The organism is Natrinema sp. CGMCC1.2065, assembly GCF_051225675.1.
GTDB lineage: Archaea > Halobacteriota > Halobacteria > Halobacteriales > Natrialbaceae > Natrinema > Natrinema thermotolerans.
This window is the reverse complement of record NZ_JBPJSJ010000007.1, coordinates 128,060-151,226: the sequence shown is the minus strand read 5'-3', so window position 1 is coordinate 151,226 and position 23,167 is coordinate 128,060. Positions and strand designations below refer to the sequence as shown.

Genomic DNA, 23,167 nt, shown 5'->3' with positions numbered 1-23,167 from the left:
TCGTCAGGCGGGTCGCCGACAGTGTCGACGGCGACAACCGGGACTGAATCTTGAGCCCCGAGCTGGCTACTCCCGCTCGAGGCGGTCCGGCACGACGGAACAGCCACAGGGTGAGGCGGTCCCGTCGCGGGGTCCGCTGACGGTCACCACCCAGACGGGGCGGCCGCAATGGGGACAGTCGGGGAGCGACGACTCGAACGGGTCATTGTCAGGCATCGCGATCACCGGTTCTCGAGGACCGCAGCGGGGCCTCAAGGGCCGTCGCTGATCGTCGGGGTTGATTCCACCGTCGTGCGGGACGTTTATATCCCGATAGTACGAAGCGAAGCATGGCTTCAAGCAGGTCGCTTGGAAGCCAGGTCTCGGGTGTCTCCGCACCCGGGGCGTTTCGATGCAGCCCCCTTGCTCCGTTCGGAGACCGGCTTCCAGTTGAATGTACTCCCATTATAACTTATAACTACTGGATGGTGTAGTGAGAACTAGTCGCTGTGACTCGAGCATCGGTAATTCACGGATTTGTGATCGAAAACAGGAGATTCGGCTACGGCGGTACTGACGGCGACGAGCGTCCTGCTATCGTGGCAACACGGAGTTGCCACGCCCTCCCCAGCCGATTCGCTCACTTCGTTCGCTCATCCCTCGCACGGCGTCGCGCCGCGGTTCACCGGCGGTTCACCGCGGCACAGCGCGCGCCACCGCACGGTGGATGGCGGGTCAGTTTCGGACTGCGAGGAAAGTCCGTCGCGGCGTCACTCGGAAAAATAGTCCTCGTGGAGCGCCAGCCCCTCGTCCTCGAGGACCGGCCCGTCGACGCTGGTGTCGGCATTGGCTCGCTCGACGACTTCGTCACAGGGAATCTCGATCACGCCGTCGTCCCGGATCCCGGCAAGCGAGTCGACGGGAACGCTGTAGACGACTCGGTCCAGCCCCGCATAGACGATCGCGCTCGCACACATCGGGCAGGGCTCGGTGCTGGTGTACATCGTACAGGCCGCGCGCTCGCTCGGCTCGAGTTCGCGCGCGGCCCACCGAGCGAGCTTGAACTCGGGGTGGGCCGACACGTCGTCGTCAGTTAGGGTGGTGTTCTCCGCGGTCCGGACGACCGCGTCGTCGACGACGAGCAGGGAACCGAAGGGGGTGTTACCGTTCTCGACCGCCGATTCCGCGAGGTCGATCGCCTGCCGCACGTACGAGTCGTCAGTGGCCATAGCGGCCGTTCGGTCGCCGGTTCCGAAACGCTTCGCCTCGAGCTACGTACAGGAGAAGCCGCCGTCGACGACCAGCGCCTGCCCGGTAATCCAGTCGGCCTCGTCGCTGGCCAGAAACAGCATGGCGTTGGCGATGTCTTCCGGCTCGCCCAGCCGTTTGAGCGGGTAGTGTCGCGACATCTCCTCCTTGGTCGCTTCCCACTCCTCCTCGGTGCGGTTCTGCCGGGGCATCGCCGTGTCGGTGACGCCCGGACAGACCGCGTTCGCCCGGACGCCGGCCGGGCCGACCTCCGCCGCGACGGTCCGCGTGAAGTTGACGACCGCTCCCTTCGACAGCGAGTAGGCACCCAGTTGGGGCGCGCCGATGACGCCCGCCAGCGACGCCGTGTTGACGATCGCGCCCGACCCCTGCTCCTTGAAGTGGGGGATCACGGCATGGCAGCCGTTCCAGACGCCCTTCACGTTGACGTCCATGACCCGATCGCGCTCGCCTTCGTCGATCTCCTCGATCTTCGAGCGCTCGTGGCTCACGCCCGCGTTGTTCAGCATGATATCGAGGCCGAACTCCGAGACCGCCTCGTCGACGGCCGCGTGGACCGCGTCGGCGTCCCGGACGTCCAACTCGAGCGCGGTGCCGTCCCGCCCCGCGTCTTCGACGCGAGCGACCGTCTCCGCGGCGCTCTCGTGATCGATGTCGGCCGCGACGATCGTCGCGCCCTCCTCGGCGAACAGCTGCGCTGCTTCCCGCCCGAGACCTGAGCCCGCGCCCGTGATAAACGCTGTCTTGCCTTCGAGTCGCATACCCACACGTTATCGGGATACCGTATAATGATTGTCACCGGTTCTGAAAATCGACCATCGATCGGCTCGAGGTCCGGACAGCGTTATGCCCCGTCGCCGACAGCTATCCCGCATGCAGATCGATCTCACCCAGCCGATCGAAACGGGGATGCAGACCTACCCCGGCGACCCCCCGGTCGCCGTCCACCCCCACGCGACCCACGCGGACGACGGCGCTCGCGTCTCGAGCCTCGAGTGTGGCAGCCACACCGGAACCCACGTCGACGCGCCCGCCCACACCGAGCCCGACGGCCGAACGCTCGCTGCCTATCCGCTCGAGCGGTTCGTCTTCGACGCCGTCCGGGTCGACTGTCGCGACCTCGAGGCCCGCGAGCCGATCCCCGCGTCGCGAGTGCCCGACGGCGACGCCGACCTCGCCGCGTTCTGGACCGGCTGGGACGCCCACTGGGGGACCGACCGCTACCTCGAGCATCCCTATCTCTCGCCGGCCGCGGCCGAAACCTGCGCCGATCGGGGACTCGATGTGGCCGTCGACGCGCTCAACCCCGATCCGACGCCGACCGAGGGTGCTGGCGCGGACGAGCCCGACGGCGTCCCGGCCCACCACGCACTGCTCGGCGACGACCGGCTGATCCTCGAGAATCTGACCGGGCTCGAGGCGGTCGGCGAGCGGTTCGAACTCCGGGCGTATCCGCTCGCGCTCGCTGGCGATGGCGCACCGGTGCGGGCCGTCGGCGTCCGCGGTGGGGACTAGGCCTCACGACCGCGAGTAATTACTGCGACCGCTAGTTCCGCTTGATCGTTATCGTGATAGCGTCGACGGTCGCACCGGTGTCCGATCGGACGACGACGAGTCTGTACGTCCGCTCGTCGCCGCGGTCCTGCGGCGGTGCCAGATCGTTCTTGTACGTCGGTTCGTGCCCCGTCAGCGAGGATATCTTGACGATTTCGTCCGTTCCGTTCGTCCGTTCGTACGTCTTGAGGGAGTAATTGGTCTCGTCGTCGAGACGATGGTCGAGTTCGTATCGCGCCCCGTCTAGCTCGTTGACGTCGTAGACGGAGACGTTCCGTATGACCGTCCCATTGGTCGGTTCGCCGACCGAGGTCGAGTAGTCCGCTTGGGTCAGACAGCCGCCGAGCGCTACCGTACTTACGATGAGAACGAGTCCCAGTACCAGTCGCCCGTTCCCGTGAAACGAAGCCGTCATTATCGGGACAAAACACCGATGGCAGGAGTACGTTCAAGAGGTCTGTCACGAGACACGATCGTGAGTGGGACCGGGCCGCAGTTAAGTATTCATCTCACTGAAACAGGGACTGTAGTCACCGGGAGCGGTGGCAGTGTGCCGCCACCGCGGAACGACGGATGGAGACGGCCGGCACCGATCAGTCGTCGGCCGGCACCGCCCGCTCTTCCCGTTCCGCTCGAGTCAGCAGCGGCGTCCCGTCGGCCTTCGGCCCGAGTCGGGGGCCAAAGGGCGGGTCGTCGGGGTCGATGACCCGGCGCTGCTTGTAGTCGGTCGAGCGCTCGACGGGCACGCGGCCGATCGAGGAGATCATCTCGACGTAGTCCTCGAACGAGCGGAACTCGCCGAAGCCGCCGCCGGCGCGTTTGGTGATCTCCTCCGAAAGGATCGTCCCCATGTAGTCGTCGGCCCCACACGAGAGCATCTTCAGCCCCTGCTCGTCGCCGTACTTGACCCACGAGGCCTGGATGTGATCGATGTTATCGAGGAACAGCCGCGAGACGGCGATCAGCAGTTCGTCCTCGTCGATGCTGGCCCCGCCAGAGACCACGTCGTGTTCGTACAGCGGCGTGTTCTGGTGGATGAAAGAGAGGGGGACGAACTCGGTGATGTTGCCGGTCCGATCCTGTAAGTCACGAATCCGTTTTAAGTGCATCGCGCGGTGGGCCTCGTTCTCGACGTGACCGTACATGATCGTCGCCGTCATCCCGAGGCCGACGTTCGCGGCGGCCTCCATGGCCTCGAGCCACCCCTCGGTACTGATCTTGCCGGGGCAGATGACCTCGCGGACCTCCTCGACGAGGATCTCCGCTGCGGTGCCGGGAACGGTATCCAGCCCGGCCTCCTGCAGTCGGCGGTAGACCTCCTCGTAGGACCAGTCGGTGCCCCGCCGGGCGTGGTAGGCCTCTTCGGGCGTCATCGAGTGGACGTGGACGCCGTCGACGCTCATCGCCGAGAGCTGGTCCGTGTAGGTACCGGGACTGGTGTCGTAGACCGCCGGCGGCTTGTAGTTGACTTCCTTGGGGTTGGGATGGGCGTCGAGGATCTCCCGATGCTCGTCGTCGAGCGCGAACGCGGGGTGCAGTCCCGAGACGGACGTGACTTCGTAGATGCCCCGTTCGACGGCGTCGGCGACGATCTCGCGGGACTCGGCGGGCGTCTTCGTGAACCCCGCCGTCTCGATCTCCGTCTCGCTCTCGAAGGTGTGAGCTGCATCTTTGAAATTGCAGAACAGACAGCCCACGTTACAGGCCGTCGTGACGTTGTTGTTCAGGTTCGCGATGAAGGTGACCTCCTCGCCGACCTGCTCGGCGCGCCGGCGGTCGGCCGCCTCGAGGACGCGTTCCTTGCGCCGGCGATCGATGCCGTCGCTGTCGGTCCCAGTCGTGAGTAACTCGATGGCGTCGTCGACATCGAGTCGGTCGCCATCGCGCGCTTTCGCCAGTGCGTTCTCGAACGACTGGTCGGTCTCGGGAACGTGTTCGAACGCCAGGTCGGCCTCGGTCACCGGTCGCTCCATCGACGTAACGATGCTCGCACAGCGAGAAAAGGGTGATGGATCCGGACCCCGCCCAGTCAGAATCGGCCGCGTCGAGAGTTGCCGCTACCGATGACGCGAGGCAAGGCGGATCGCGGCCGCCACCGGCCGTCGAACCGAACCGGTGGTGGCGATCGTCACTCCGCGTCTGGCTCCGGCGCTCCGGCTCCCGACTACCGACCGAATATTGAAACCTTCTTACGCTCCGGCCACGGCAACTGGGATATGAGCGACGGGGGCGAACACGTCCTGAGGTGTCTCGCGTGACTGCACGCACAGCGCAACCGTTCGACCGGTCCAGGATCCACGCGAGGTGGAGCCGATGACCAGCGTCAAGGAGTTCCGCATCGAGGAGGACGCGACCGACGACGATCTCGGCCGCGGCTCGTTCGTCTTTACCGACGACTACTCGGTGTTCGACTGGGGGAAGATGCCCGACCAGATCCCCCAGAAGGGCGCGAGCCTCTGTACCATGGGCGCGTTCAACTTCGAACTGCTCGAGTCCGAGGGCGTCCCCACCCATTACCGCGGCGTTGTCGAAAACGGCGATGTCGTCGACCTCGCGGACGCGTCCCACCCGCCCTGGGAGATGGCCATCGATCTGACGCAGGTGCCCGACCTCCCCCACGAGGGACGGGCGTACGACTACGACAGCTACCACGAGGCGGCCGGCGAGAACTACCTGATCCCGCTGGAGATCGTCTTCCGCAACCGGGTCCCGGTCGGCTCGAGCCTGCGCAGCCGAACCGACCCCGCGGACCACGGGCTCGCGTTCGACGAGTGGCCCGACGAGGCCGTCGACCTCGCGGAGCCGATCGTCGAGTTCTCCACGAAGTACGAGGAAGGCGACCGCTATCTCGAGCGGGCGGAGGCTGACGCCATCGCCGGCAAGGCGTCGATCGACGACCTCGAGTCACTGGCCCGTGAGGTCAACCGGATCGTTACCGAGCAGGCCGACGCCGCCGGGTTGACCCACGAGGACGGCAAGATCGAGTGTCTCTACTATCAGGGCGAGATCCGGGTCGGCGACGTCGTCGGCACCTTCGACGAGAACCGCTTTAGCTACGAGGGGACCCAACTCTCGAAGGAGGTCCTGCGCCAGTACCACAAGCGCACTCAGCCCGACTGGGTCCGGGCCGTCGACGACGCCAAGGCCGAGGCCAAAGCCGAGGACGTCGCCGACTGGAAATCGCTCTGCGAGGAAGCGCCCGAGCCCCTCGAGGAGTCGGTTCTCGAGACCGCGAGCGAACTGTATCGCAGCGGTGCGAACGCCTACACCGACCGCGAATTCTTCGACGCGCCGCCGCTCTCGAGCGCGATCGGCGCAGTCCGGCGGCTCTGACGACGGCGAGTCCGGGCGGGAACGAGCGCCGCTACCGGCTCGATCACGCGTCCATTGCTGTCATTTCGCACTCGGCACCGGACAAAGTAACCCTCATATGGCGGGAGTGGCGACGGTCGAACGAACACGAATGAGTCTCATAGCCAGCACAGCGGGTATCGTCCTGTTCAGCTTCACGTCCGGTATCGCGATGGTCGCGACCGTCATGCTGAGCGTCTTCATGTTGGCCATCCTGTTTCTGACGTTCGCGCCGCTTCGCTCGAGCGATTGGGCGGGCCGGGAGGACGCGACTGCGACGGCCGCGAACGCCGAACTGAGCGACGACTGAACCCCCGTCCGTCGCCCGTTCCGCTCGCAACGTCTCGCTCGCCGCTCGAGCCATCGGTTCGTCTCGAGCGACGACTCCAGCGGATGCGGCTGCCTGCGGTTTCGCCTGCCTGTACTCACCGCCGAACGTGACGGGGTTCCGGACAGTACGGAATCAGTACATTTTTGATGGATCGTGCGTATCTTCCCGGTGATTCGTTCTATGACCCGCCGGATCTCGGTTCGTCCGGTGTTCGACCCCCTCTCGCCCCCCGCCGCGTGACGGGCCCGATAGCCGCAGCACTCGGGTTCGTTTCGCTACCGCCGCGGTAGCCGCACTTTCTCTCGACCGAACACGCACATGCCGACATCCACCGAGCCACCGGTCACCGGCCGGGGCTCGCACGACCGCGTATCGATATTCGAATCACCGCCGCCCCGCTCGCTCGAACCGCCCGGAGCCGTGTCGCCGCTCCGCAGGGGTGGTCCGCGATGATCGCCGCCGGGCGCTTGCTGGGGCGAAACCGGGACTTTCGCCGCTTCGTCGCCGGTCAGTTCGCGACGAACGCCGGGGACAGTCTCTACACGGTCGCCGTACTCTGGCTCGCCTTCGAACTGACCGGGTCGACCCTCGTCACCGGCACATTGAACGCGATACTGCTGCTCCCGTGGCTGCTGCAGGTGTTCGCCGGCCCGCTCGTCGACCGGCTACCGCTCAGATCCGTCCTCGTCGGCTCACAGGTGGTCCAGGGCGTCGTCGTACTCGTCCTGCCGCTCGCAGCGGTGACCGGACGGCTCCGCGTCGGTCTCCTGTTCGTCGTCGCCCCAGTGCTGATGCTCGCGACGCTGGTGATGGGGCCGATGGAGACCGCGCTGCTCCCCCGGATCGTCGACGAGGACCGACTCTCCGAGGCCAACTCCGCGCTGGCGACGGTGACGCTCGGGCTGGACATGGTGTTCGACGCGATCGGAGGCGGGGTCATCGCCGTCTTCGGCGCGACGACGTTGTTCCTCGCCGACTCGCTCACGTTCACCGTCGCAGCGGTACTCTTCGCCGGAATCACGATCGGAACGCCCGCGAATCCGAACGAAAGCGGTGGGGCCGACGAGTCCGCACCGTCCGTCGGATCGGTACTCCGGTCGTACGGTTCGGACCTCCGAGTGGGTATCGAAGTCCTCCGCGGGACCCTCTTCGTCGAACTGATTCTGCTGACTGCGGTGGCGAACTTCGCGACCGGGGTCGCGCTGGCGATTCTGCCGGCGTTCGGCGACGGACTGGGCGGCCCCGCGATCTACGGCCTGCTGCTGGGGGCCCTTGGCATCGGTCGGCTCGTCGGATCGATCCTCGGTCCGTACGTGGCCGGCGTCCCATACGGGACGGTACTGCTCTCGCACGGGCTCGGTGCGGGGTGTTGGGTCGCGGCGGTCGTCGCGCCGTCGCCGGCGCTTACGGTCGCACTGTTCGGCCTCGCGTGGGTGCCGATCGGCGCATCGGGCGTACTCACGGCGACGCTGAACCAGCGACTGTTTCCGGCCGACCTACTGGGCCGGGTCTCGGCAACGAAGGGGACCGCTTCGGGGGCGACGCTCCCGCTTGGCTCGCTCGTCGGCGGGGTCGTCGCCGATACGCTGGGAACGACGACCACCATGGCGCTGGCCGCGGGCGGCTTCGGCTTCACAGCCGCCTACGTCCTCCTGCGGCCGCGGCTCCGCCGCCTCCCCGCGGCCGAGGCCGCGACTCCGGACGACTTCGATCTCCGGTTCGGGACGGAGCGGCCCGAACCGTAACGGGCTCGCTTCGATCCCTACCGCGCGGAGTCGACCCTACAGCCCGTACTGGTCCCCACCAGACGGGCGACGGCGCGACGTCCTCGAAGCCGGCGCCCTCGAGCAACGGGCGGCGGTCGGTATATGTCGCCGGTCGTCCCAGTAGTCGGTATGGAGACCGAAGTCACGGTGTACGGCCCGCTCCGGAGCGCGACCGGCAACAAGACGGTGGTCCTCGAGTGGGCGGGCGGGACCGTCGCCGACGCGCTCGCGGCGCTCGTCGACGCCTATCCGCGCGCGGCGTCGCACCTCTACGACGGCGACGCGGTGCGTGCGAGCGTCAGGGTCTCGCTCGAGGGCGATCGGGCCGGGCTCGACGAGTCAGTACCCGAGGGCGCGGCGCTGGCGGTAGTGCCGGCCGTGCAGGGCGGATCTCGTCACTGAGTGATGGACGGAGTCGAAGGAAACGGGAAAACGAACGAGTTCGCAGCTATCGTGGCTGCAGTGAGGACCACGCCCTCCCCAACCGATTTCTACTCACGGGCACGAAGTGCCCGTTCGTATGGTTCGCGGAACCGTCGGTTCCGCGCTAACGCTCGGTCACTCCGTTCGCTCGCTCATCCCTCGCGCGAGATCGTGCCACGGCTCACCAGTGGTTCGCCGTGTCTCAGCGCGCGCCACCGCAGGGGGAAAGCGGAGGGGGCTACGGCACGGGGCCGGCTACAGTCCGTACTGCTCGCGCACGAGGTGGTCCATCCCGCGGTCCTCGAGGATGTCCATCGGAGCCAGCATGTCCAGTTGGACGACGCCGGGGAGCCGGCCGATCTGGACGCCGCCGGTGAACGTACACCGCGAGCGGACCTCGCCCTCGCTCATGTCGAGCAGTTTCCCGGCGCGGTCGAAGGCGTTCTGCGTGGCGTCGTTGACCGTCGCACCGGAGCCGACGACCTGAATCGGGCCCATGTCCGTCTCGACGTCGACGTCGTGTTCCGCGCCGAGGTCGCGGCCCGCCTCGCGCTCCTCGTCGCTGTAGGGTTTACTGATGAACGGCAGGTCCTCCTCCGGCGGGAGCAAGACGGGGCCGTCGATCTCGAGGTCGTCGATGACCTCGACGTCCATTCGGACGGTGCCGCTGACGTCGGTCGTGTGCAGGGAGAGTTCGCCATCGCCCTGGTTGGCGTGGAGGTCGCCGACGTAGACCCCGCCGCCGTCGACCTTGACGGGACAGATCAGTGTCGCGCCCTCACGGACCTGCGGGATGTCCATGTGGCCGTCAGTGCGGGCCTCGAGGTCGGCCTCGCTGTCGACGCCGTAGTCGTGGTCGGCCCCGATGAGGAACTGGCCGAAGTCGCCGGCGTTGTGCGAGTCGGGCATCGTGACCGGCGGCGTCGTCCCGACGTTGCCGATGAACGGGCGCAGCCGACCCAGCGTTCCGGGCATCTCGCCGGGTTCGTACAGCAGGATCGGGTGCTGTCGGGAGTTGGCGGGGATGTCCATTACTTCCGCGGCGTCCTCGGCGAGTTCGTGGGCCGCGGCCTCGTCGAGGGTGATCCCGACGGTCCCGTCGTCGTCGAAAGCGACGGTGTAGCCGTACTCGAAGCCGAACGAAGAGGCGTTCGCGCCGCACTCGGCGCACTTGATCGCGTCCTCGCCGGTCCCTTCGACGATCGAGTCGGGCCACTTCGTGCCACACTCCGGACAGCGGTGGTCGACGAACGGGTCGTCGCCGAAGGCGTCCTCGCGCTCGGCCATCGAGCCCGTACTCGTCGCCATGCTCGTGACCTCGATATCGCGGATGTGTAAGGCGATCGCGTCGCCGACCTCGGCCCCCGCGACGCGGATCGGCCGGGTCACCTCGTGGCCGCCGTGGAACTCCGGCGTTACCATCGGCCCCCAACAGCCCGGCGGGGTGTAGGTCTCGATCGTCCCGCCGTCCGCGACGGTCCCCGCCCACTCCTGATCGGGGCCGACGAGCCCGAGCGTGTACTGGTCGACGTGCAGCTCCCGGCGGATATCTTGTTGTGCCATACCAATCCATAGTTGGTCGCTGACGTCGATAAGGGTGCCGCTCACGGAACTGACGGTGAGCGCTCGTCCGCCCTCGGATGAACGGACGACGGGGCGAAACTATGTCGAGCGACGCCGATTCGACTCCCCGATCCGGTTTCGGCGGCGACCGGCGCTGGTTGCGGCTGCGTTCCCGACATCCACGACGACCACGCTCCGCTGTTCGAACGGGTCGCGATCGACCGGGAGAACGCCTGCCGGGGTCGGACGAACTCGTTCGGCTGGCCGTGGCCGAATCCGCCGCAATAGGTTCGTTCAAGTGGCTCTCGTGTCTTCTGTCAAGCGATGACTGACTCGACGGATGCGGATTCGCCCGAGTGTCGACAGTGTGGGAGCCCAGTGGGACCGTCTTCCGAACAGCGCGTGGTCACGACCGTCGAGGACGGCACCGCCGTCCACCGGCATTTCTGCAGCGACGACTGCCGCAATCAGTGGGAGTCGTCGGACTCGGCCTGAGTATCGGGCTCGAGACGGGTCGCTACGGTCCTCAAACGGAAGATAGCGGGAGAGACGAACGCCGCCGCGGCTATTGGTCCTTGGCGACCGCGCTGCCGATCCCGTCGACCGGCCGATCAGGCGTGAACTCGTCGATTTCGTCGGGGAGCCCGAGCTGGTATTTGGTGCCGTTTTCCCGGACCGAGGTCCGACCGCGGTGGACCGAAACGTCGCCGTTTAAGTGGAGCTGGACGGCCTCGAGCAAGGCGTCTGCCTCCAGCGGCTGGCCGCGGTGTTTCATGTCGTCTATATCGGCGTCGTCGGGGACGTCGAACGCGCGCTGGGTAATGATCGGCCCCTGATCGAGGTCGGTCGTGACGTAGTGGGCGGTGACGCCCGCGACGCGGACGCCTTCCTCGACGGCCTGCCGGTAGGCCTCCGCGCCGGGGAAGGCCGGCAGCAGGGAGGGGTGGACGTTGATGATGCGGTCCTCGTAGCGAAAGACCACGTTCGGCGAGAGGATTCGCATGTACCGCGCGAGGACGATCAGGTCGACGTCGTACTCCGCGAGGAGTTCGAGCAGTTCGTCCTCGTTTTGCTGGCCGCCCTCGTCGCCGATGTCGTGGAACGGGACGTCGTAGTGTTCGGCCAGCGGCTGTAAGTCGTCGTGATTGCCGATGACGACCCCGATGTCGGCGCCGAGTTCGTCGTTGGCCCAGGCCTCGAACAGCGCCTTGAGGCAGTGGCTCTCCTTGGTGACGAGGACGGCGATCTGCTGGCTCTCGCGATCGGACGGGAACCGGACCTGGACGTCGAGTCCGAGGTCGTCGCCGAGGTCGTGGAGGTCCTCGCGGAGCGTCGACTCGGTACAGACCATCTCCGAGGTGTCGACGGCGAGATACATCCGGAAGACGCCGTCACGAACCGCCTGATCGAGGTCCTCGATGTTGATTCCGCGCTCGAACAGGAGGCTGGTTACGTTCGCGATCAGTCCCGTGTCGTCCTCTCCGATCACCGTGATCTCGGTTACGTCGGTCGTCAACGCTGCCACCTCCGCTCGAGCGATTCGCGATTCATCACGACGGATCCCAGTCCACGAGCGGCTAAAAGTCCTGCTTTCCGGCAGAGTGCGTGAGAATCGCCCGCATTCCGTTTCGGAGCGGTCCGTCGGGGCGAACCATGCCCTTCCGATGGCAGTGGCGTTCCTGCCGTGCCAGCAGCGAGACGGCTCCCTCGAGCGGATTCGCCGGACACGAGACGCTGTTTGCCCCACGGGTGACGGATCGGACCGCCGGACAGGTGCCGTTCCAGTCGGACGCCGATGCGGTGACCGTCCACGCCACCGGCGACTGGGGTGGCGGGACACGGGGCGATCCCCCGACTCGTATCGATATCCACGAACATGTATTACGGAGCCAAGGCGAAAGCGTTTTTGAGCACGGTTGCGGGGTATCAGGTGATGACCGCCTACACCGCGACGGTGACGGTTCGACTCAAACGTGGCGTCTTAGATCCGGAGGCCGAGACGACCGCACAGGCCTTGGAGCGGCTGGGCTTCGAACTCGAGGAGTTGCGCTCGGCCGACCGCTTCGAGGTCGACCTCGAGGCCGAAAGCGCCGAGGCTGCGCGCGAGCGCGCAGACGAGATGGCCGAACGGCTGCTGGCGAACCCGACCATCCACGACTACGACGTGGAGGTCGCCGAACGGTAGATGACGGTTTCTCTCACACCGATCGAAACCGTCGATCGCAACACCGCGGGGTGGCGACTGTGACGGTTTCGATCGTCCGCTTCGGCGGCTCGAACTGCGACCGCGACGCCGAGCGCGCCCTCGAGTACCTCGGCATCGACGCCGAGATCGTCTGGCACGAGGACGGACTTCCCGCGGACACGACGGGGATCGTCCTCCCCGGCGGGTTCTCCTACGGCGACTACCTGCGGGCCGGCGCGATGGCGGCCCGGTCGCCGATCATGGCCGAGGTCCGCGAGGCCGCCGCGGACGGCGTCCCCGTCCTCGGGGTCTGTAACGGCGCGCAGGTCGGCTGCGAAGCCGGACTTACGGAGGGTGCCTTTACCACCAACGAGAGCGCGCGCTTCCAGTGTGAACACGTCCATCTGCGTGTCGAGCGAGCGGACACCCCCTGGACCGCCGCCTACGAGGAAGGCGAGGTCATCGAGGTGCCGATCGCCCACGGCGAGGGCCGCTACGAGATCGCCGACGACCGACTGGCCGACCTCGAGGACGAGGGGCGGGTCCTCTTCCGGTACTGCGATGCGGACGGCGAGACGAGCCCCGAGGCCAACCCCAACGGCTCGAAACACGCCGTCGCGGGCGTCCTCGGCGAACGCGACACCGTCGCGGTGTTGATGCCCCACCCCGAGCGCGCGACCCTCCCCGACATCGGCCCGACCGACGGGCAGGGTGTGTTGTGCGGGTTCGAACAGTAATTCACAGCGTCACTGCCGCTCGGTCCATTTTACCCTCCTTTCGAAACGATAAGAACTACGACGCAGTTCGTGAACTGAGTGAAACAGTAATAGGGGACTGGTTCGTTGAACACGACCGGACTACCGAGGCATGGATAGGATCATCGGTCCGGACACGCGAGCCGTCGTCATCGGTACCGACACCGGCGACGCCGAACGCGCCCTCGAGGAGCGCGGCGTCTCGGTCGCGTCGACTCGGTCGGTCGCCGAGTGTCTCGACCGACTCGGGACGGCCGACTGCATCGTGATCGCCGGCTCGGGTTCGGCCGTGAACCCGGTCGCGTGTTGTCGGCGACTCCGCGACCGGCGGGCCGACGTGCCGATCGTCGTCTTCCCCGATGACGGCAGCGAACGGCTCGCAGGCGATGTCGTCGCGGCGGGGGCAGACGGCTACGTCCCCCGATCACAGGGAACGGAACCGCTCCTCGAGCGGCTTCGGAAACTGCTTGCGGACCGAGCGAACGGAAACGAGGAGCCGTCGGACACCGAACACAAGCGTCCGTTCGAGGCCGTTCCGTCATCGACGGCCGATCCCTCGAGCCGACTCGAACTGCTCGTCGAACAGTCGCCGCTCGCGATCATCGAGTGGAACCTCGAGTTCGGGGTCCGAAACTGGAACCCGGCGGCGACGGAACTGTTCGGCTACACCGCCAACGAGGCGATGGGCCAGGTCGCGCCCGACTTCCTCGTTCCCGAGGGGGACCGCGAAGCGGTCCGGGAGTACTGGGAGCGACTCGTCGACGGCGACCCGGATGAGTTGCCCTCGCGACAGGTCAACCGCAACCGGTGCAAGGACGGGACGACGATAACCTGCGAGTGGTTCAACACGCCGATCGTCGAGGACGGCGAGATCGTCAGCGTCCTCTCGTTCGGGCAGGACATCACCGCGGACGTCAAGCGCGCGACCGCGCTCGAGGCGCTGCAGGAGACGACCCGTGAGCTGCTCCGGGCGGAATCGACCGACGAGATCGCCGACATCGTCATGGCGGCGACCGAGGACGTGATCGACCGGCCGCTGGGCTCGATCAGGTACTACGACGAGGAAACCGACCGCCTCGAACTCGCCGGCATCACGTCCGAACTCGACCGTCGTACCGGCGATATTTCGTCGGTCGGCGGCGAGTATACGAGCCTCTGGAACGCCTACACCGAGGGGGAATCGACCGTCGTCGAGGAGCCATCAACCGACCGGGTCCCCTACGATGTCACGATCGGCATGGGGAACGCGGTCCTCCAGCCGCTCGGCGATCACGGCATACTCTCGGTGGCGTCCCCCGCGACGAGCGAACTCGACGAGGCCGAACGTAATCTCCTCAACGTCCTCGCGACGACGGCCGAGGCGGCGCTCGATCGGGCCGCTCGGGAACGCGAACTCGAGCGAACGAAGACGGTCGTCGAGACGGTCGGCGACTGCGTCTATCAACTCGACCACGAGGGCCGGTTCGTGACCGTCAACGATACGATGGCGACGACGACGGGCTACGATCGCGACGACCTCCTCGGCGAACACGTCTCGACGATACTCACCGACGAAAGCGTCGCGCGCGGGCAACGCTACGTCGAGGAGTTGCTGGCCGACGACGACCGACGCGTCGCGACCTACGAGATCACGCTGACGAATACGGACGGGACGGAAACGCCCGCCGAGGTCAACATGGCGCTGTTGACGACCGACGGGGAACTCGAGGGAACGGTCGGCATCGCCCGCGACATCAGCGACCGCAAGCGCATGGAGCGACAGCTGGTCGATCGAAAGGCGAAGATTCAGGGGCTCCACGGCGTCGCCTCCCGGCTCGACGGCTGTGAGAGCCGCGCGGAGATCTACGACGTGGCCATCGAAGCCGCGGAGGATGTCCTTGACTTCGACGGCTGTGTCATCGACATGGTCAGCGGGGACGAACTCGTCACGGAAGCCGCGTCGTCGGCTCTCACGGCCGACCCCGAAGACAGGACCCCGATCGACGGCTGTCTCGCCGGCCGAACCTATCGCACCGGCCAGTTGTTCCGACTGGACGACGTGACGGGCGCTCGAACGCCACGGATCGAGGGCTGCCGGTCGGTCCTGACGGCTCCGATCGGCGATCGAGCCGTGTTCCAGGCCGTCTCGCAGGACCCGTCGGCGTTTACGCCGACCGACGAGGAGTTGACGGAGCTGTTGCTCTCTCACGTCGCTGACGCACTCGACCGGATCGCGTTCGAAGAGCGGCTACGAACCGAGCGCGACCGGTTCGCCGCCCTGTTCGAGAACGTCCCCGACGGCGTCGTCAGCGTCAGTAACCTCTCGGACGGGCCGATCGTCGAGGCCGTCAACCCGGCGTTCGAGCGGCTCTTCGGCTACGAGGAGTCGACCCTCGTCGGCGAGTCGCTCGACGAGTTCGTCGTGCCGACCGACAGGACGGACGAGGCCGAGACGCTCAACCGACGCGGCAGCAGGGGCAAGGTCGGCGAGGCCGAGGTCAAACGCCGGACCGTGAACGGCCTTCGCGATTTCCGGCTCCGGGTCGTCCCGATCGAGATGGACGGCTCGTCGGACCGCGCCTTCGGCCTGTACACCGACATCACCGAGCGGAAACAGCGCCAGAAACGCCTCGAGATCCTCAACCGCGTGCTGCGACACGACCTGCGAAACGGGATGAACATCATCGAGGGCTGTGCCGAGATGCTCGCCGACGCCGTCGGCGAGGACGAGTACGTCGAAACCATTCGGAACCGGACGAACGAACTCGTCGGGCTCGCGGAGAAGACCCGCGCCGTCGAACGCGTCCTCGACTGCGATCAGGCACCGACCGGCCCGCTCGACATCTCGGCGGCGATCGACCGCGCGATCGACCGCCTCGAGGACGCTGCGCCGGCGGTCGAGGTCACCCGAACGCTGCCGGACGGTGTCCAGGCGCGCGCCGACGAATACCTCGAGACGGCGATCTACCAGGTCCTCGAGAACGCCGTCGAACACAGCGATCGGGACCGGCCGGCCATCGACGTGACCCTTCGGGACTGCCCGGACGACGAACTGCTGACGCTCTCGATCGCCGACGACGGCCCCGGCATCCCCAACGAGGAGCGCGAACTGCTCGAGGGCGAACGGGAGATCACCCAACTGCGCCACGGCAGCGGACTCGGCCTCTGGCTCGTCAACTGGGTCGTCACCCAGACCGGCGGGCAACTCTCCTTCGCCGACAACGACCCCCGCGGGACCGTCGTCACGCTCGAGATCCCGCGCGCGGACGCGGAGCCGATCCGCTCGGCCTCGGACGAGCCGGCTACCGGCGACTGAGACGGGTTGTTGTCACTGTATACCGGTGTCCCCGCAGGACCGTCGCAGGTACACCGGTGGTGACCGACAGTGAACCGTATGAGGCGGCGGCCGCGCTACCGACCCCATTCGTAGAACCACCAGCCAAGCCCCAGCAATAGCAGTCCCGCGCCGAACGCGGAGGTGGCGGGCTCGGGAAAGACGACGAGGAGAATACCGATGAGCATCAGGACGGTCGGCTCGAGTTCGTTGACGTATCGGGATGGGACGGGAAGCGCCATATCCGCCCGACCCGCGCCAGTGCCAAAACGGTTCGTCCTGCGACTGCCGCCGTTATCGGGTCAGCGGCTGGTTGAAGCTCCGCTCGCGCTCGATGACCGTCTCCCAGGTCAGTTCGCACTCACAGGAAACCTGCTCGAAGACCGATGGGTCCTGCCGCAGATCGAAGTCCTTGATCGCCTTCTGAACGCGGTCGTCACACTCCCCGCAGTTGTGCGGGCCGCGGTCGGAGCCGTGGCCGACCGGGTCCGAGACGACGATCGCGTCGGCGTCCGCGGTCTCCTCGAGGACGTGAGCCACCGACCAGAGCCACGGCGGCCGGTAGCCGTCCTCGAAGTAGAGGTCGTCGACCATCGTGTAGCGCTGGACGTTACAGGGGTTCATCGAGACGGTATGGCAGCCGTCGACGTCGGCACAGCGCTCGACGGAGGAGATCATGTCCTCGGCGGCTTCGGACTCGGTGAGGAAAGGCGGCTTCATCAGCAGGTAGGCCTTGATGCCGGCCTCGACGTCGCCGTCCGCCTCAGCGTCAGCAGCGGCGGCCTCGGCGCAGGCGTCCTCGAAGTCCGCGAAGTCGAAGTACTTGTTCACGCAGTCGTGACGGACGCGGTCGGTCGCCGTCTCGAGGCCGATCGCGACGTCCGTATCGAGTCCGTGCTGGGTGAAGTCGCCGATCTTCTCGCGGTCGACGAAGTCGGGCAGCGACTCGACGACGATCCGGTCGCGGTCCGCGAAGGTGTCGGCGATCGCCCGGCGACTCTCCGCGCCGACCTCGCGCTCGTCGAGGAACGAGCCGGAGGTGTAGATCTTGATGAGGTCGGCCTGCTCGTCAGCATTGTCCGCCTCGTGGGCCAGACAGACGTCGATCTGGTCCATCAGAGCGTCGTGGGAGACCGACCCACCGTCGACGCTTTCGGCGACGTAGCCACACATCGTACAGCCACCGGCGCGGGCCCACCGGCAGCCGCCGGTGTTGAGAATGATCGTCAGGCTCGTCTTGACGCCGTCTGGCGTGTTGTCCTCGTCGAGCCAGACGCGGGTCGGCTCGTGGGGATCGTAGCTTGCCTCCTTGCGCGAGCGGATCTCCCGCATCGCCTGATTGTGGGCGTCCATGCCCTTGCCCTGCTCGTAGACCTCGGGGCTCGGTTTGCTCATTAGGAGACGCAAGCGGCCCGGAGCGTAAAGCGCCTTCGTCTATGCCGTTCCGAACGCCATCCCGTCGAGACATCGGTAGCCGGCGAAGGAGTTACGTTGTAAGGACTGTAAATATCACACGTAGCCGAACCCATGTCTAACGCAAGCAAGCGGATTCCGGTGACAGAAGAGCGATGGGAGGAACTGAACGAACTCAAGGGGGCCGGCGAAACGTACGACGATCTCCTCGCGGAGTTGATTCGGGAACACAAGCGGCGGGAACTTGCCGAACGGACGCGGGAGGTCCGGGATACCGATAGCGAGGCGTTGACGGCACTCGATGAGTTATAGGGTTCTGCTCGCGGACCAGCCACGCGAGTACGTCGCCGCTCTCGATGAAAAGAGTACGCGGATCGTCAGGGAAAACCTGCGGAAACTCGAGTCCGACCCGTATCCGCGACCCGATTCCGGGAGCGGTGATAAGGAGAAGCTTATCGTCGACGGCGAAGAACTCTATCGACTGCATATCGGCCGGACCCACACGGCGTTCTACGACGTCCTCGAGGACGAGCGAGAAGTTCGCGTCGTCGAGTTGCTGGATATCGATGACGCGCACAAACGCTATGGGTTCGACTGATCGAGAGAGGTCCCGTCGATCCGTCGCTCGAAAACCGTCACGACTTACGTCCGACGGGCCAACCCGAAGCCAATGCGCGAGTCCTTCGAGATCCGGGACACCGACGCCGGCGGCCGTATCGGGGAGCTAACGGTTCCCCGCGCCGGGACGACCGTCGAGACCCCGGCCCTGTTACCGGTCATCAACCCGAACTTAGACACGATCAGCCCCCGTCGGCTCGCCGACGAGTTCGGCGCCGAGATCCTCATCACGAACTCCTACATTATCCACGGCGACGACACGCTCCACGAGCGGGCCCTCGAGGAGGGGCTCCACGACCTGCTCGATTTTCCGGGCGCGATCATGACCGACTCCGGTTCGTTCCAGCTCTCGGAGTACGGCGAAATCGACGTCACCACCGAGGAGATCCTCGACTTCCAGCGTGAGATCGGCTCCGACATCGCCACGCCGGTCGACATCCCGACCCCGCCGGACGTCTCCCACGACCGGGCCGCGAGCGACCTCGAGACGACACAGGAACGCCTCGAGATCGCCGAGGACGTTGATACGGGCGAGATGCTCGTCAGCGCGCCGGTCCAAGGCTCGACCTACCCCGATCTTCGTGAGCAGGCCGGCCGCCACGCCACGGGCACCGACCTCGACGTCTTTCCGGTCGGCGCGGTCGTCCCGCTGATGAACGACTACCGGTACGACGACATGATCGAGGTCGTCGCCGCCGCCAAGCGGGGACTGGGAGCCGACGCGCCGGTCCACCTCTTCGGGGCCGGCCATCCCATGATGTTCGCGCTGGCCGTCGCCGCGGGCTGTGACCTGTTCGACTCGGCGGCCTACGCGCTGTACGCCCGCGACGACCGCTACCTGACGGTGCGTGGCACCAGACATCTCGCGGATCTGGACTACCTCCCCTGTTCGTGTGCCGTCTGTACCGACCACTCGCCGGCCGAACTGCGCGCGTTGCCCGACGCCGAGCGCGAATCCGAACTGGCCGCCCACAACCTCCACGTCACCTTCGCGGAGATCCGCCGGATCAAGCAGGCGATCCGCTCCGGAAACCTGCTCGAACTCGTCGAGCAACGCGCCCGCTCGCATCCGGCGATGCTCGACGGCTACCGCACGCTGCTCGATCACGCCGCCCAGCTCGAGCGATCCGATCCCGTCTCGAAGGGGTCGTTCTTCTACACCTCCCACGAGAGCGCCCGCCGGCCCGAAGTCGTCCGGCATCACCGACGGCTCGAGCGGCTCTCGGTGCCGGATTCGCTGTTGCTCACCGTCGACCGATCCGCGCCCGACGCGGGGTACGACGACGTCTGGCGGGTCCAACCCCCGTTCGGTCCCTTCCCGCGGGCGCTCTCGAAGACGTATCCGCTCACCGCCGAGACCCCCGAGCGGACCGATCGGGCCGCCCTCGAGGCCGCCGCCGACGGCGTCGCTCGCCTCGTCGAAACGAGCCCGGAGACCAGCGTCACGCTGGCCCATCGGGACTGGCCCGCCGACGTCCTCGAGCGACTCCCCGACGGGGTGGCCCTCGTCGATCTCGCTGACGAGGCGTGAGCCGGGGCGACTCAAGCGAACAAACGAAGAATCGGACCGGCGTCCGGGTTCCGACGGGAGCGAGGTTACGCGTTGGACTGGCGGCCAGAGATCGACGGGGCGGCCGACGCACCGTCGATCGAGATCTCGACGTCGTCGGTACAGTCGACCGCGACCCGCTGCCCGTCGTAGTCGAACTCGAGGCGACCGTGCCGAGGGCCGCCGGTCCGCGTCGGCTCGAAGAGGGCGTCGATCGCGTCCGGATCGATCCACTCGTAGAGGGGTGGGAGATCGACCGGATCGACGTTCCGGTGGGTCGCGATCACGTTGACGACCGCGCTACTGACCGTCTCGTGGACTGCGTCGCCGCCGGTGCCGGTGGAGGAGTTTGTCACGACGTACTCAAGCGGCGTTGCGTATAAAACGATGACGGCGATTGCCTCGGATAGAGCGCTATTTGTACGTCGAAACCAACCGCCTCACGTTCGCTGTGCCGCAATTCGGTTCCCACACTGTTCGGAACGGCTGGCTGCCCTCGCGCGTCGCGGCGACCGGTCACTCGTCCGCACCGACGGAACGTTTCCGACCGACCGCAGCGGTGGGCTATCCGGATCGGAACACCGAAACCCTCGGCGCTTCCCGTTCCCGGTATGTTCGGACCAGCCGTACTCGGCGGCGGGCTGCTCGTTGCGTTCGTGATCGGAACGTGGCTGTTCAGACGGATTCGTGGCCGCGGGCGGTCGGCGGCCGCGCAGCGCTCCCGAAAGCGCCACGAGGAGGCACAGGATCGCGACCCGCCGGTCGATATCGGCGACGTCGAGACCGTCGCAATTCGGGAGTTCACCGATCACCACTCCGGTGAGCGACGGGCCGTCGGCAAGGTCGAAGGGTTCGTCGTCTTCGTCGAGGACGTCCCCGCCGACTGCGAGCCGACCGACGCGATCCGCATCAAGATCCTCTCGTTCAACCGCGGCCACACCTCCGCGACGGCGACGTATCTCGAACGCGCCTGAGCGCCGCGTCGCTACCGGTCGAACGGCCGAAAAAAAAAAAAAAAGCGATCGTCTCAGTTCCGCTGGCGGAGCAGCAGTGCCGTCAGCAGTCCCGCGACCGACGCGAGCGCGATCCCCGGACCGAAGCCGGGGATGCTGTCGTCTTCGTCGTCGCCGTCGTCGGTCTCGTTACTCGTCTCGGCGCTTTCGGTGCTGAGATACTCGCTCATCGTGTCGGTGGGGACCGCGGGGAACTCCTTGTCCCACTCACCGGCCTCGTGGACGGTCGTCTCGTCGCCGACGACCTCGAGGTGATCGATATCGGCCTTCGTGGCCGATGCGGTGTCGACGTCGCCCATGTCCTCGACGTGGACGTACATCGACGCGGTGTCACCGGACGCCGTGCTGGAGACGCCGCTGACGGCCATCGTCCCCGTGACGGTGTCGGTCAGTTCGCTCATGTCCTCGAACTTCGCACCGCCCTCGAGGCGCACCGTCCCGTCGCTCATGTCGGCGTCGACGCGAGCGACCTGCAGGTTGGCGTCGGACAGCGCCTGCATGAACTGGGTTGCCTCGGGCGACGTCGTGCCGGTCGGACCGGTCTGGGCCGACTGGGCCATGGCGTCGATCGCCTGCTGGGACAGCTCCTGGCCCTCGAGTTCGAACATGCCCTCGAGCGAGAGTTGCTCGCCGTCGGTGTCGGCCGACAGTTCGAATTTGACGTCGTTCATGGAGTCGATACCTCGGGACTCGAGTTCGTCGACGTAGTCGGCCCAGTTCGCGGTGTCACTGGAGGCCTGAACGTCGAACTGCAGCTCCTCTCCGGTGGTCTGCTCGAGCGATGCGTCCCACTCCATGTTCGTCTCGAGGTTCGTGGCCTGCTGTGCCTCGATGGCCGTCCGGGCGTCCTCGATGTTCATCTGCTCGAGGTCTTCCTCCGAGGCGGCCGATTCGGCCGCATCGAGCATCGCCATCGTGAGTTCGTCGTAGTTCGAGAGCTTGACGTCCCACTCGGCGTTCATCGAGTCACCGCGGTTTTCGACCCGCACGTCGACGGTTTCGATCTCGAGGTCGGTGACGCCGGTCGCGACCGCCTGGGCCTCTTCCTGGCTCAGCCCGGCGGTGTCGTCGTTCATCAGCATGACCGGGAGCATCTGTTCGATCCCGCTGTCGATGCCGGTGTACTCGATCGTGAACTCGAGTTCGAGCCGGTTGGTTCCCTCGTCGAAGTTGTAGTTCTCGATCGTGACGTCGGCGTCCCCGCCGAGCTGCATGGCGAAGCTGGCGTACTGCTCGGTGAGCGTCTGCTTGGCCTGCTCTCGCGTCTCCCAGTCGGACGCGGCGTAGCTGGAGACGGCCCGTTCATCGGTCACATCGAGAGTGTAGCCGTTCGAGGTCTCCTCGAGGAAGACGTCGAGGGTCTGGCCGTCGCTCGTCGCGCCCATCGAACTCTCGGTCGTGACGGTCGCGGAGCCGCTCGTCTCGAAGCGGTCGGCGCTCATCGTGAGCTGGCCGTTGGACTCGACCGTCGTCGGGGTCGAGTCCTCGCCGGCGAACGCGCCGGTCGCACTCGCCTCGAACGCGTTGGTCTCGTCGGTGACCTCACCGGAGACGTCGAGGTCGAGGCGTTCGAGGTCCTCGGGCTGTTCCATGACGAACGAGCCGTTCCCGGTGAAGCCGTCCTGATCGAGGACTGCCGAGACGGAGCCGCTCTCGAACTCGTCGGTCTCCTCGTAGTCGCCCTCGACCAGCATGTAGGCCAGCCCTTCGCTGACGTCCATGCCGACCTCGAACTCGTCGAGGTCCTCCATGTCGTCCTCGTATGCGAGGACGGCGCTGCCGTTCTCGCCGAGGTAGACCTCGTCGGCCGCGCCGAGTTCGGAGCCGGCTTGGGAGGCGGTCTGATACGATTCCACGGTCGGTTCCGCTGCAACAGCAGTCGTCGTCGACCCGCCGTAGACGACCGGTAGGCCGATGGTCGCGAGTCCGACTGCCGCGACTACGAGCAGGATCAGGAACGCCCTGAACCCGTCCGTAGAGCGGAGGTTCGATTTCGATTCCATACGAGTGACATCCGACCGAGTGATCATAAAGGTTGATTTTCACACGTTTCTACCAATCGACGACCGGGACGGTCCTCGCCGT

At 66.5% G+C, this 23,167-nt stretch carries 24 protein-coding genes; 13 read left to right on the top strand and 11 right to left on the bottom strand.

All coding sequences use genetic code 11. The annotated features are described in order from the left end of the window. Positions 1-66: 66 nt before the first annotated feature. The 3 genes from ACSBP4_RS09770 to ACSBP4_RS09760 form a co-directional block, all read right to left on the bottom strand. Positions 67-216: a hypothetical protein gene (locus ACSBP4_RS09770; RefSeq protein WP_162834885.1), complete on the bottom strand. Its 150-nt coding sequence runs from the start codon at positions 214-216 to the stop codon at positions 67-69. A 533-nt stretch (positions 217-749) separates the two neighbouring features. Then, positions 750-1,208, bottom strand: a complete 459-nt coding sequence (locus ACSBP4_RS09765) for a nucleoside deaminase (protein ID WP_435552097.1) — start codon at positions 1,206-1,208, stop codon at positions 750-752. 42 nt (positions 1,209-1,250) lie between these two features. After that, positions 1,251-2,009: an SDR family NAD(P)-dependent oxidoreductase gene (locus ACSBP4_RS09760; protein ID WP_049964879.1), complete on the bottom strand. Its 759-nt coding sequence runs from the start codon at positions 2,007-2,009 to the stop codon at positions 1,251-1,253. A 112-nt stretch (positions 2,010-2,121) separates the two neighbouring features. Between ACSBP4_RS09760 and ACSBP4_RS09755 the strand changes: the two genes are divergently transcribed. After that, positions 2,122-2,763 carry a cyclase family protein gene (locus ACSBP4_RS09755; protein WP_435552096.1) on the top strand — a complete coding sequence of 214 codons (642 nt, stop codon included), beginning with the start codon at positions 2,122-2,124 and terminating at the stop codon, positions 2,761-2,763. A 31-nt stretch (positions 2,764-2,794) separates the two neighbouring features. On the opposite strand, the gene ACSBP4_RS09750 is transcribed toward ACSBP4_RS09755, so the two are convergent. Both ACSBP4_RS09750 and cofH read right to left on the bottom strand, forming a co-directional pair. Then, positions 2,795-3,217: a hypothetical protein gene (locus tag ACSBP4_RS09750; RefSeq protein ID WP_049964881.1), complete on the bottom strand. Its 423-nt coding sequence runs from the start codon at positions 3,215-3,217 to the stop codon at positions 2,795-2,797. Positions 3,218-3,395: 178 nt separating this feature from the next. Beyond that, a complete protein-coding gene (gene cofH, locus ACSBP4_RS09745; RefSeq protein ID WP_435552095.1) occupies positions 3,396-4,775 on the bottom strand; it encodes a 7,8-didemethyl-8-hydroxy-5-deazariboflavin synthase subunit CofH in 1,380 nt (459 codons plus the stop codon). Between the two features lie 340 nt (positions 4,776-5,115). On the opposite strand from cofH, the gene ACSBP4_RS09740 reads away from it, so the two are divergent. The 4 genes from ACSBP4_RS09740 to ACSBP4_RS09725 all read left to right on the top strand — a co-directional run bounded on the left by ACSBP4_RS09740 (position 5,116) and on the right by ACSBP4_RS09725 (position 8,652). Further along, positions 5,116-6,135, top strand: a complete 1,020-nt coding sequence (locus tag ACSBP4_RS09740) for a phosphoribosylaminoimidazolesuccinocarboxamide synthase (protein WP_435552094.1) — start codon at positions 5,116-5,118, stop codon at positions 6,133-6,135. A gap of 130 nt (positions 6,136-6,265) precedes the next feature. Next, positions 6,266-6,463, top strand: coding sequence for a hypothetical protein (locus ACSBP4_RS09735; protein WP_435552093.1), 198 nt, complete (start codon positions 6,266-6,268; stop codon positions 6,461-6,463). A gap of 470 nt (positions 6,464-6,933) precedes the next feature. Then, on the top strand, positions 6,934-8,229 hold the full coding sequence (locus ACSBP4_RS09730) for an MFS transporter (protein WP_435552092.1): 1,296 nt from the start codon (positions 6,934-6,936) through the stop codon (positions 8,227-8,229). A 150-nt stretch (positions 8,230-8,379) separates the two neighbouring features. After that, entirely contained in the window at positions 8,380-8,652 is a 273-nt protein-coding gene (locus tag ACSBP4_RS09725) for a MoaD/ThiS family protein (protein WP_006650209.1), read from the top strand. 276 nt (positions 8,653-8,928) lie between these two features. Here ACSBP4_RS09725 and ACSBP4_RS09720 read toward each other — a convergent pair whose 3' ends face one another. After that, entirely contained in the window at positions 8,929-10,236 is a 1,308-nt protein-coding gene (locus tag ACSBP4_RS09720) for an acetamidase/formamidase family protein (protein ID WP_049964888.1), read from the bottom strand. A 324-nt stretch (positions 10,237-10,560) separates the two neighbouring features. On the opposite strand from ACSBP4_RS09720, the gene ACSBP4_RS09715 reads away from it, so the two are divergent. Then, positions 10,561-10,731, top strand: a complete 171-nt coding sequence (locus tag ACSBP4_RS09715; protein WP_162834886.1) for a DUF7576 family protein — start codon at positions 10,561-10,563, stop codon at positions 10,729-10,731. Between the two features lie 70 nt (positions 10,732-10,801). Here the strand turns inward: ACSBP4_RS09715 and ACSBP4_RS09710 are convergent, their stop codons facing one another. Then, positions 10,802-11,761, bottom strand: a complete 960-nt coding sequence (locus tag ACSBP4_RS09710; RefSeq protein ID WP_435552091.1) for a formyltetrahydrofolate deformylase — start codon at positions 11,759-11,761, stop codon at positions 10,802-10,804. Positions 11,762-12,169: 408 nt separating this feature from the next. Between ACSBP4_RS09710 and purS the strand changes: the two genes are divergently transcribed. The 3 genes from purS to ACSBP4_RS09695 all read left to right on the top strand — a co-directional run bounded on the left by purS (position 12,170) and on the right by ACSBP4_RS09695 (position 16,471). Next, positions 12,170-12,421 (top strand): phosphoribosylformylglycinamidine synthase subunit PurS, encoded by a 252-nt coding sequence (purS, locus tag ACSBP4_RS09705; RefSeq protein ID WP_006181337.1) that lies wholly within the window; start codon positions 12,170-12,172, stop codon positions 12,419-12,421. 59 nt (positions 12,422-12,480) lie between these two features. Then, the gene (gene purQ / locus ACSBP4_RS09700; RefSeq protein WP_006181338.1) at positions 12,481-13,158 is read left to right on the top strand and encodes a phosphoribosylformylglycinamidine synthase I; all 678 of its coding nucleotides are present in this window, start codon (positions 12,481-12,483) and stop codon (positions 13,156-13,158) included. Between the two features lie 130 nt (positions 13,159-13,288). Further along, positions 13,289-16,471: a PAS domain S-box protein gene (locus ACSBP4_RS09695; protein ID WP_435552090.1), complete on the top strand. Its 3,183-nt coding sequence runs from the start codon at positions 13,289-13,291 to the stop codon at positions 16,469-16,471. 95 nt (positions 16,472-16,566) lie between these two features. Here ACSBP4_RS09695 and ACSBP4_RS09690 read toward each other — a convergent pair whose 3' ends face one another. Together ACSBP4_RS09690 and ACSBP4_RS09685 are read right to left on the bottom strand one after the other, a co-directional pair. Beyond that, positions 16,567-16,731, bottom strand: coding sequence for a hypothetical protein (locus tag ACSBP4_RS09690; RefSeq protein WP_435552089.1), 165 nt, complete (start codon positions 16,729-16,731; stop codon positions 16,567-16,569). Between the two features lie 52 nt (positions 16,732-16,783). Next, complete coding sequence (locus tag ACSBP4_RS09685; protein WP_435552088.1) at positions 16,784-17,884, bottom strand: archaeosine biosynthesis radical SAM protein RaSEA; 1,101 nt, start codon at positions 17,882-17,884, stop codon at positions 16,784-16,786. A gap of 132 nt (positions 17,885-18,016) precedes the next feature. On the opposite strand from ACSBP4_RS09685, the gene ACSBP4_RS09680 reads away from it, so the two are divergent. From ACSBP4_RS09680 to tgtA, 3 genes are all read left to right on the top strand, one after another. Further along, positions 18,017-18,214 carry a hypothetical protein gene (locus tag ACSBP4_RS09680; RefSeq protein ID WP_049964891.1) on the top strand — a complete coding sequence of 66 codons (198 nt, stop codon included), beginning with the start codon at positions 18,017-18,019 and terminating at the stop codon, positions 18,212-18,214. Continuing rightward, on the top strand, positions 18,204-18,500 hold the full coding sequence (locus ACSBP4_RS09675; protein ID WP_373631319.1) for a type II toxin-antitoxin system RelE family toxin: 297 nt from the start codon (positions 18,204-18,206) through the stop codon (positions 18,498-18,500). The genes ACSBP4_RS09680 and ACSBP4_RS09675 overlap by 11 nt, the downstream gene beginning before the upstream one ends. A 72-nt stretch (positions 18,501-18,572) precedes the next feature. Beyond that, positions 18,573-20,051 carry a tRNA guanosine(15) transglycosylase TgtA gene (gene tgtA / locus ACSBP4_RS09670; protein ID WP_435552087.1) on the top strand — a complete coding sequence of 493 codons (1,479 nt, stop codon included), beginning with the start codon at positions 18,573-18,575 and terminating at the stop codon, positions 20,049-20,051. A gap of 65 nt (positions 20,052-20,116) precedes the next feature. On the opposite strand, the gene ACSBP4_RS09665 is transcribed toward tgtA, so the two are convergent. Further along, the gene (locus ACSBP4_RS09665) at positions 20,117-20,425 is read right to left on the bottom strand and encodes a HalOD1 output domain-containing protein (protein WP_435552086.1); all 309 of its coding nucleotides are present in this window, start codon (positions 20,423-20,425) and stop codon (positions 20,117-20,119) included. 255 nt (positions 20,426-20,680) lie between these two features. On the opposite strand from ACSBP4_RS09665, the gene ACSBP4_RS09660 reads away from it, so the two are divergent. Next, positions 20,681-21,043 carry a TRAM domain-containing protein gene (locus ACSBP4_RS09660; protein ID WP_006181344.1) on the top strand — a complete coding sequence of 121 codons (363 nt, stop codon included), beginning with the start codon at positions 20,681-20,683 and terminating at the stop codon, positions 21,041-21,043. Between the two features lie 53 nt (positions 21,044-21,096). Here the strand turns inward: ACSBP4_RS09660 and ACSBP4_RS09655 are convergent, their stop codons facing one another. Then, on the bottom strand, positions 21,097-23,085 hold the full coding sequence (locus tag ACSBP4_RS09655) for a hypothetical protein (protein ID WP_435552085.1): 1,989 nt from the start codon (positions 23,083-23,085) through the stop codon (positions 21,097-21,099). Positions 23,086-23,167: the final 82 nt, after the last annotated feature.

Coding starts and splice junctions, on each gene's coding strand:
- ACSBP4_RS09770 (WP_162834885.1), bottom strand. CDS start 216: ATGCCTGACAATGACCCGTTCGAGTCGTCGCTCCCCGACTGTCCCCAT.
- ACSBP4_RS09765 (WP_435552097.1), bottom strand. CDS start 1,208: ATGGCCACTGACGACTCGTACGTGCGGCAGGCGATCGACCTCGCGGAA.
- ACSBP4_RS09760 (WP_049964879.1), bottom strand. CDS start 2,009: ATGCGACTCGAAGGCAAGACAGCGTTTATCACGGGCGCGGGCTCAGGT.
- ACSBP4_RS09755 (WP_435552096.1), top strand. CDS start 2,122: ATGCAGATCGATCTCACCCAGCCGATCGAAACGGGGATGCAGACCTAC.
- ACSBP4_RS09750 (WP_049964881.1), bottom strand. CDS start 3,217: ATGACGGCTTCGTTTCACGGGAACGGGCGACTGGTACTGGGACTCGTT.
- cofH (WP_435552095.1), bottom strand. CDS start 4,775: ATGGAGCGACCGGTGACCGAGGCCGACCTGGCGTTCGAACACGTTCCC.
- ACSBP4_RS09740 (WP_435552094.1), top strand. CDS start 5,116: ATGACCAGCGTCAAGGAGTTCCGCATCGAGGAGGACGCGACCGACGAC.
- ACSBP4_RS09735 (WP_435552093.1), top strand. CDS start 6,266: ATGAGTCTCATAGCCAGCACAGCGGGTATCGTCCTGTTCAGCTTCACG.
- ACSBP4_RS09730 (WP_435552092.1), top strand. CDS start 6,934: ATGATCGCCGCCGGGCGCTTGCTGGGGCGAAACCGGGACTTTCGCCGC.
- ACSBP4_RS09725 (WP_006650209.1), top strand. CDS start 8,380: ATGGAGACCGAAGTCACGGTGTACGGCCCGCTCCGGAGCGCGACCGGC.
- ACSBP4_RS09720 (WP_049964888.1), bottom strand. CDS start 10,236: ATGGCACAACAAGATATCCGCCGGGAGCTGCACGTCGACCAGTACACG.
- ACSBP4_RS09715 (WP_162834886.1), top strand. CDS start 10,561: ATGACTGACTCGACGGATGCGGATTCGCCCGAGTGTCGACAGTGTGGG.
- purS (WP_006181337.1), top strand. CDS start 12,170: ATGACCGCCTACACCGCGACGGTGACGGTTCGACTCAAACGTGGCGTC.
- ACSBP4_RS09695 (WP_435552090.1), top strand. CDS start 13,289: ATGGATAGGATCATCGGTCCGGACACGCGAGCCGTCGTCATCGGTACC.
- ACSBP4_RS09690 (WP_435552089.1), bottom strand. CDS start 16,731: ATGGCGCTTCCCGTCCCATCCCGATACGTCAACGAACTCGAGCCGACC.
- ACSBP4_RS09685 (WP_435552088.1), bottom strand. CDS start 17,884: ATGAGCAAACCGAGCCCCGAGGTCTACGAGCAGGGCAAGGGCATGGAC.
- ACSBP4_RS09680 (WP_049964891.1), top strand. CDS start 18,017: ATGTCTAACGCAAGCAAGCGGATTCCGGTGACAGAAGAGCGATGGGAG.
- ACSBP4_RS09675 (WP_373631319.1), top strand. CDS start 18,204: ATGAGTTATAGGGTTCTGCTCGCGGACCAGCCACGCGAGTACGTCGCC.
- tgtA (WP_435552087.1), top strand. CDS start 18,573: ATGCGCGAGTCCTTCGAGATCCGGGACACCGACGCCGGCGGCCGTATC.
- ACSBP4_RS09660 (WP_006181344.1), top strand. CDS start 20,681: ATGTTCGGACCAGCCGTACTCGGCGGCGGGCTGCTCGTTGCGTTCGTG.
- ACSBP4_RS09655 (WP_435552085.1), bottom strand. CDS start 23,085: ATGGAATCGAAATCGAACCTCCGCTCTACGGACGGGTTCAGGGCGTTC.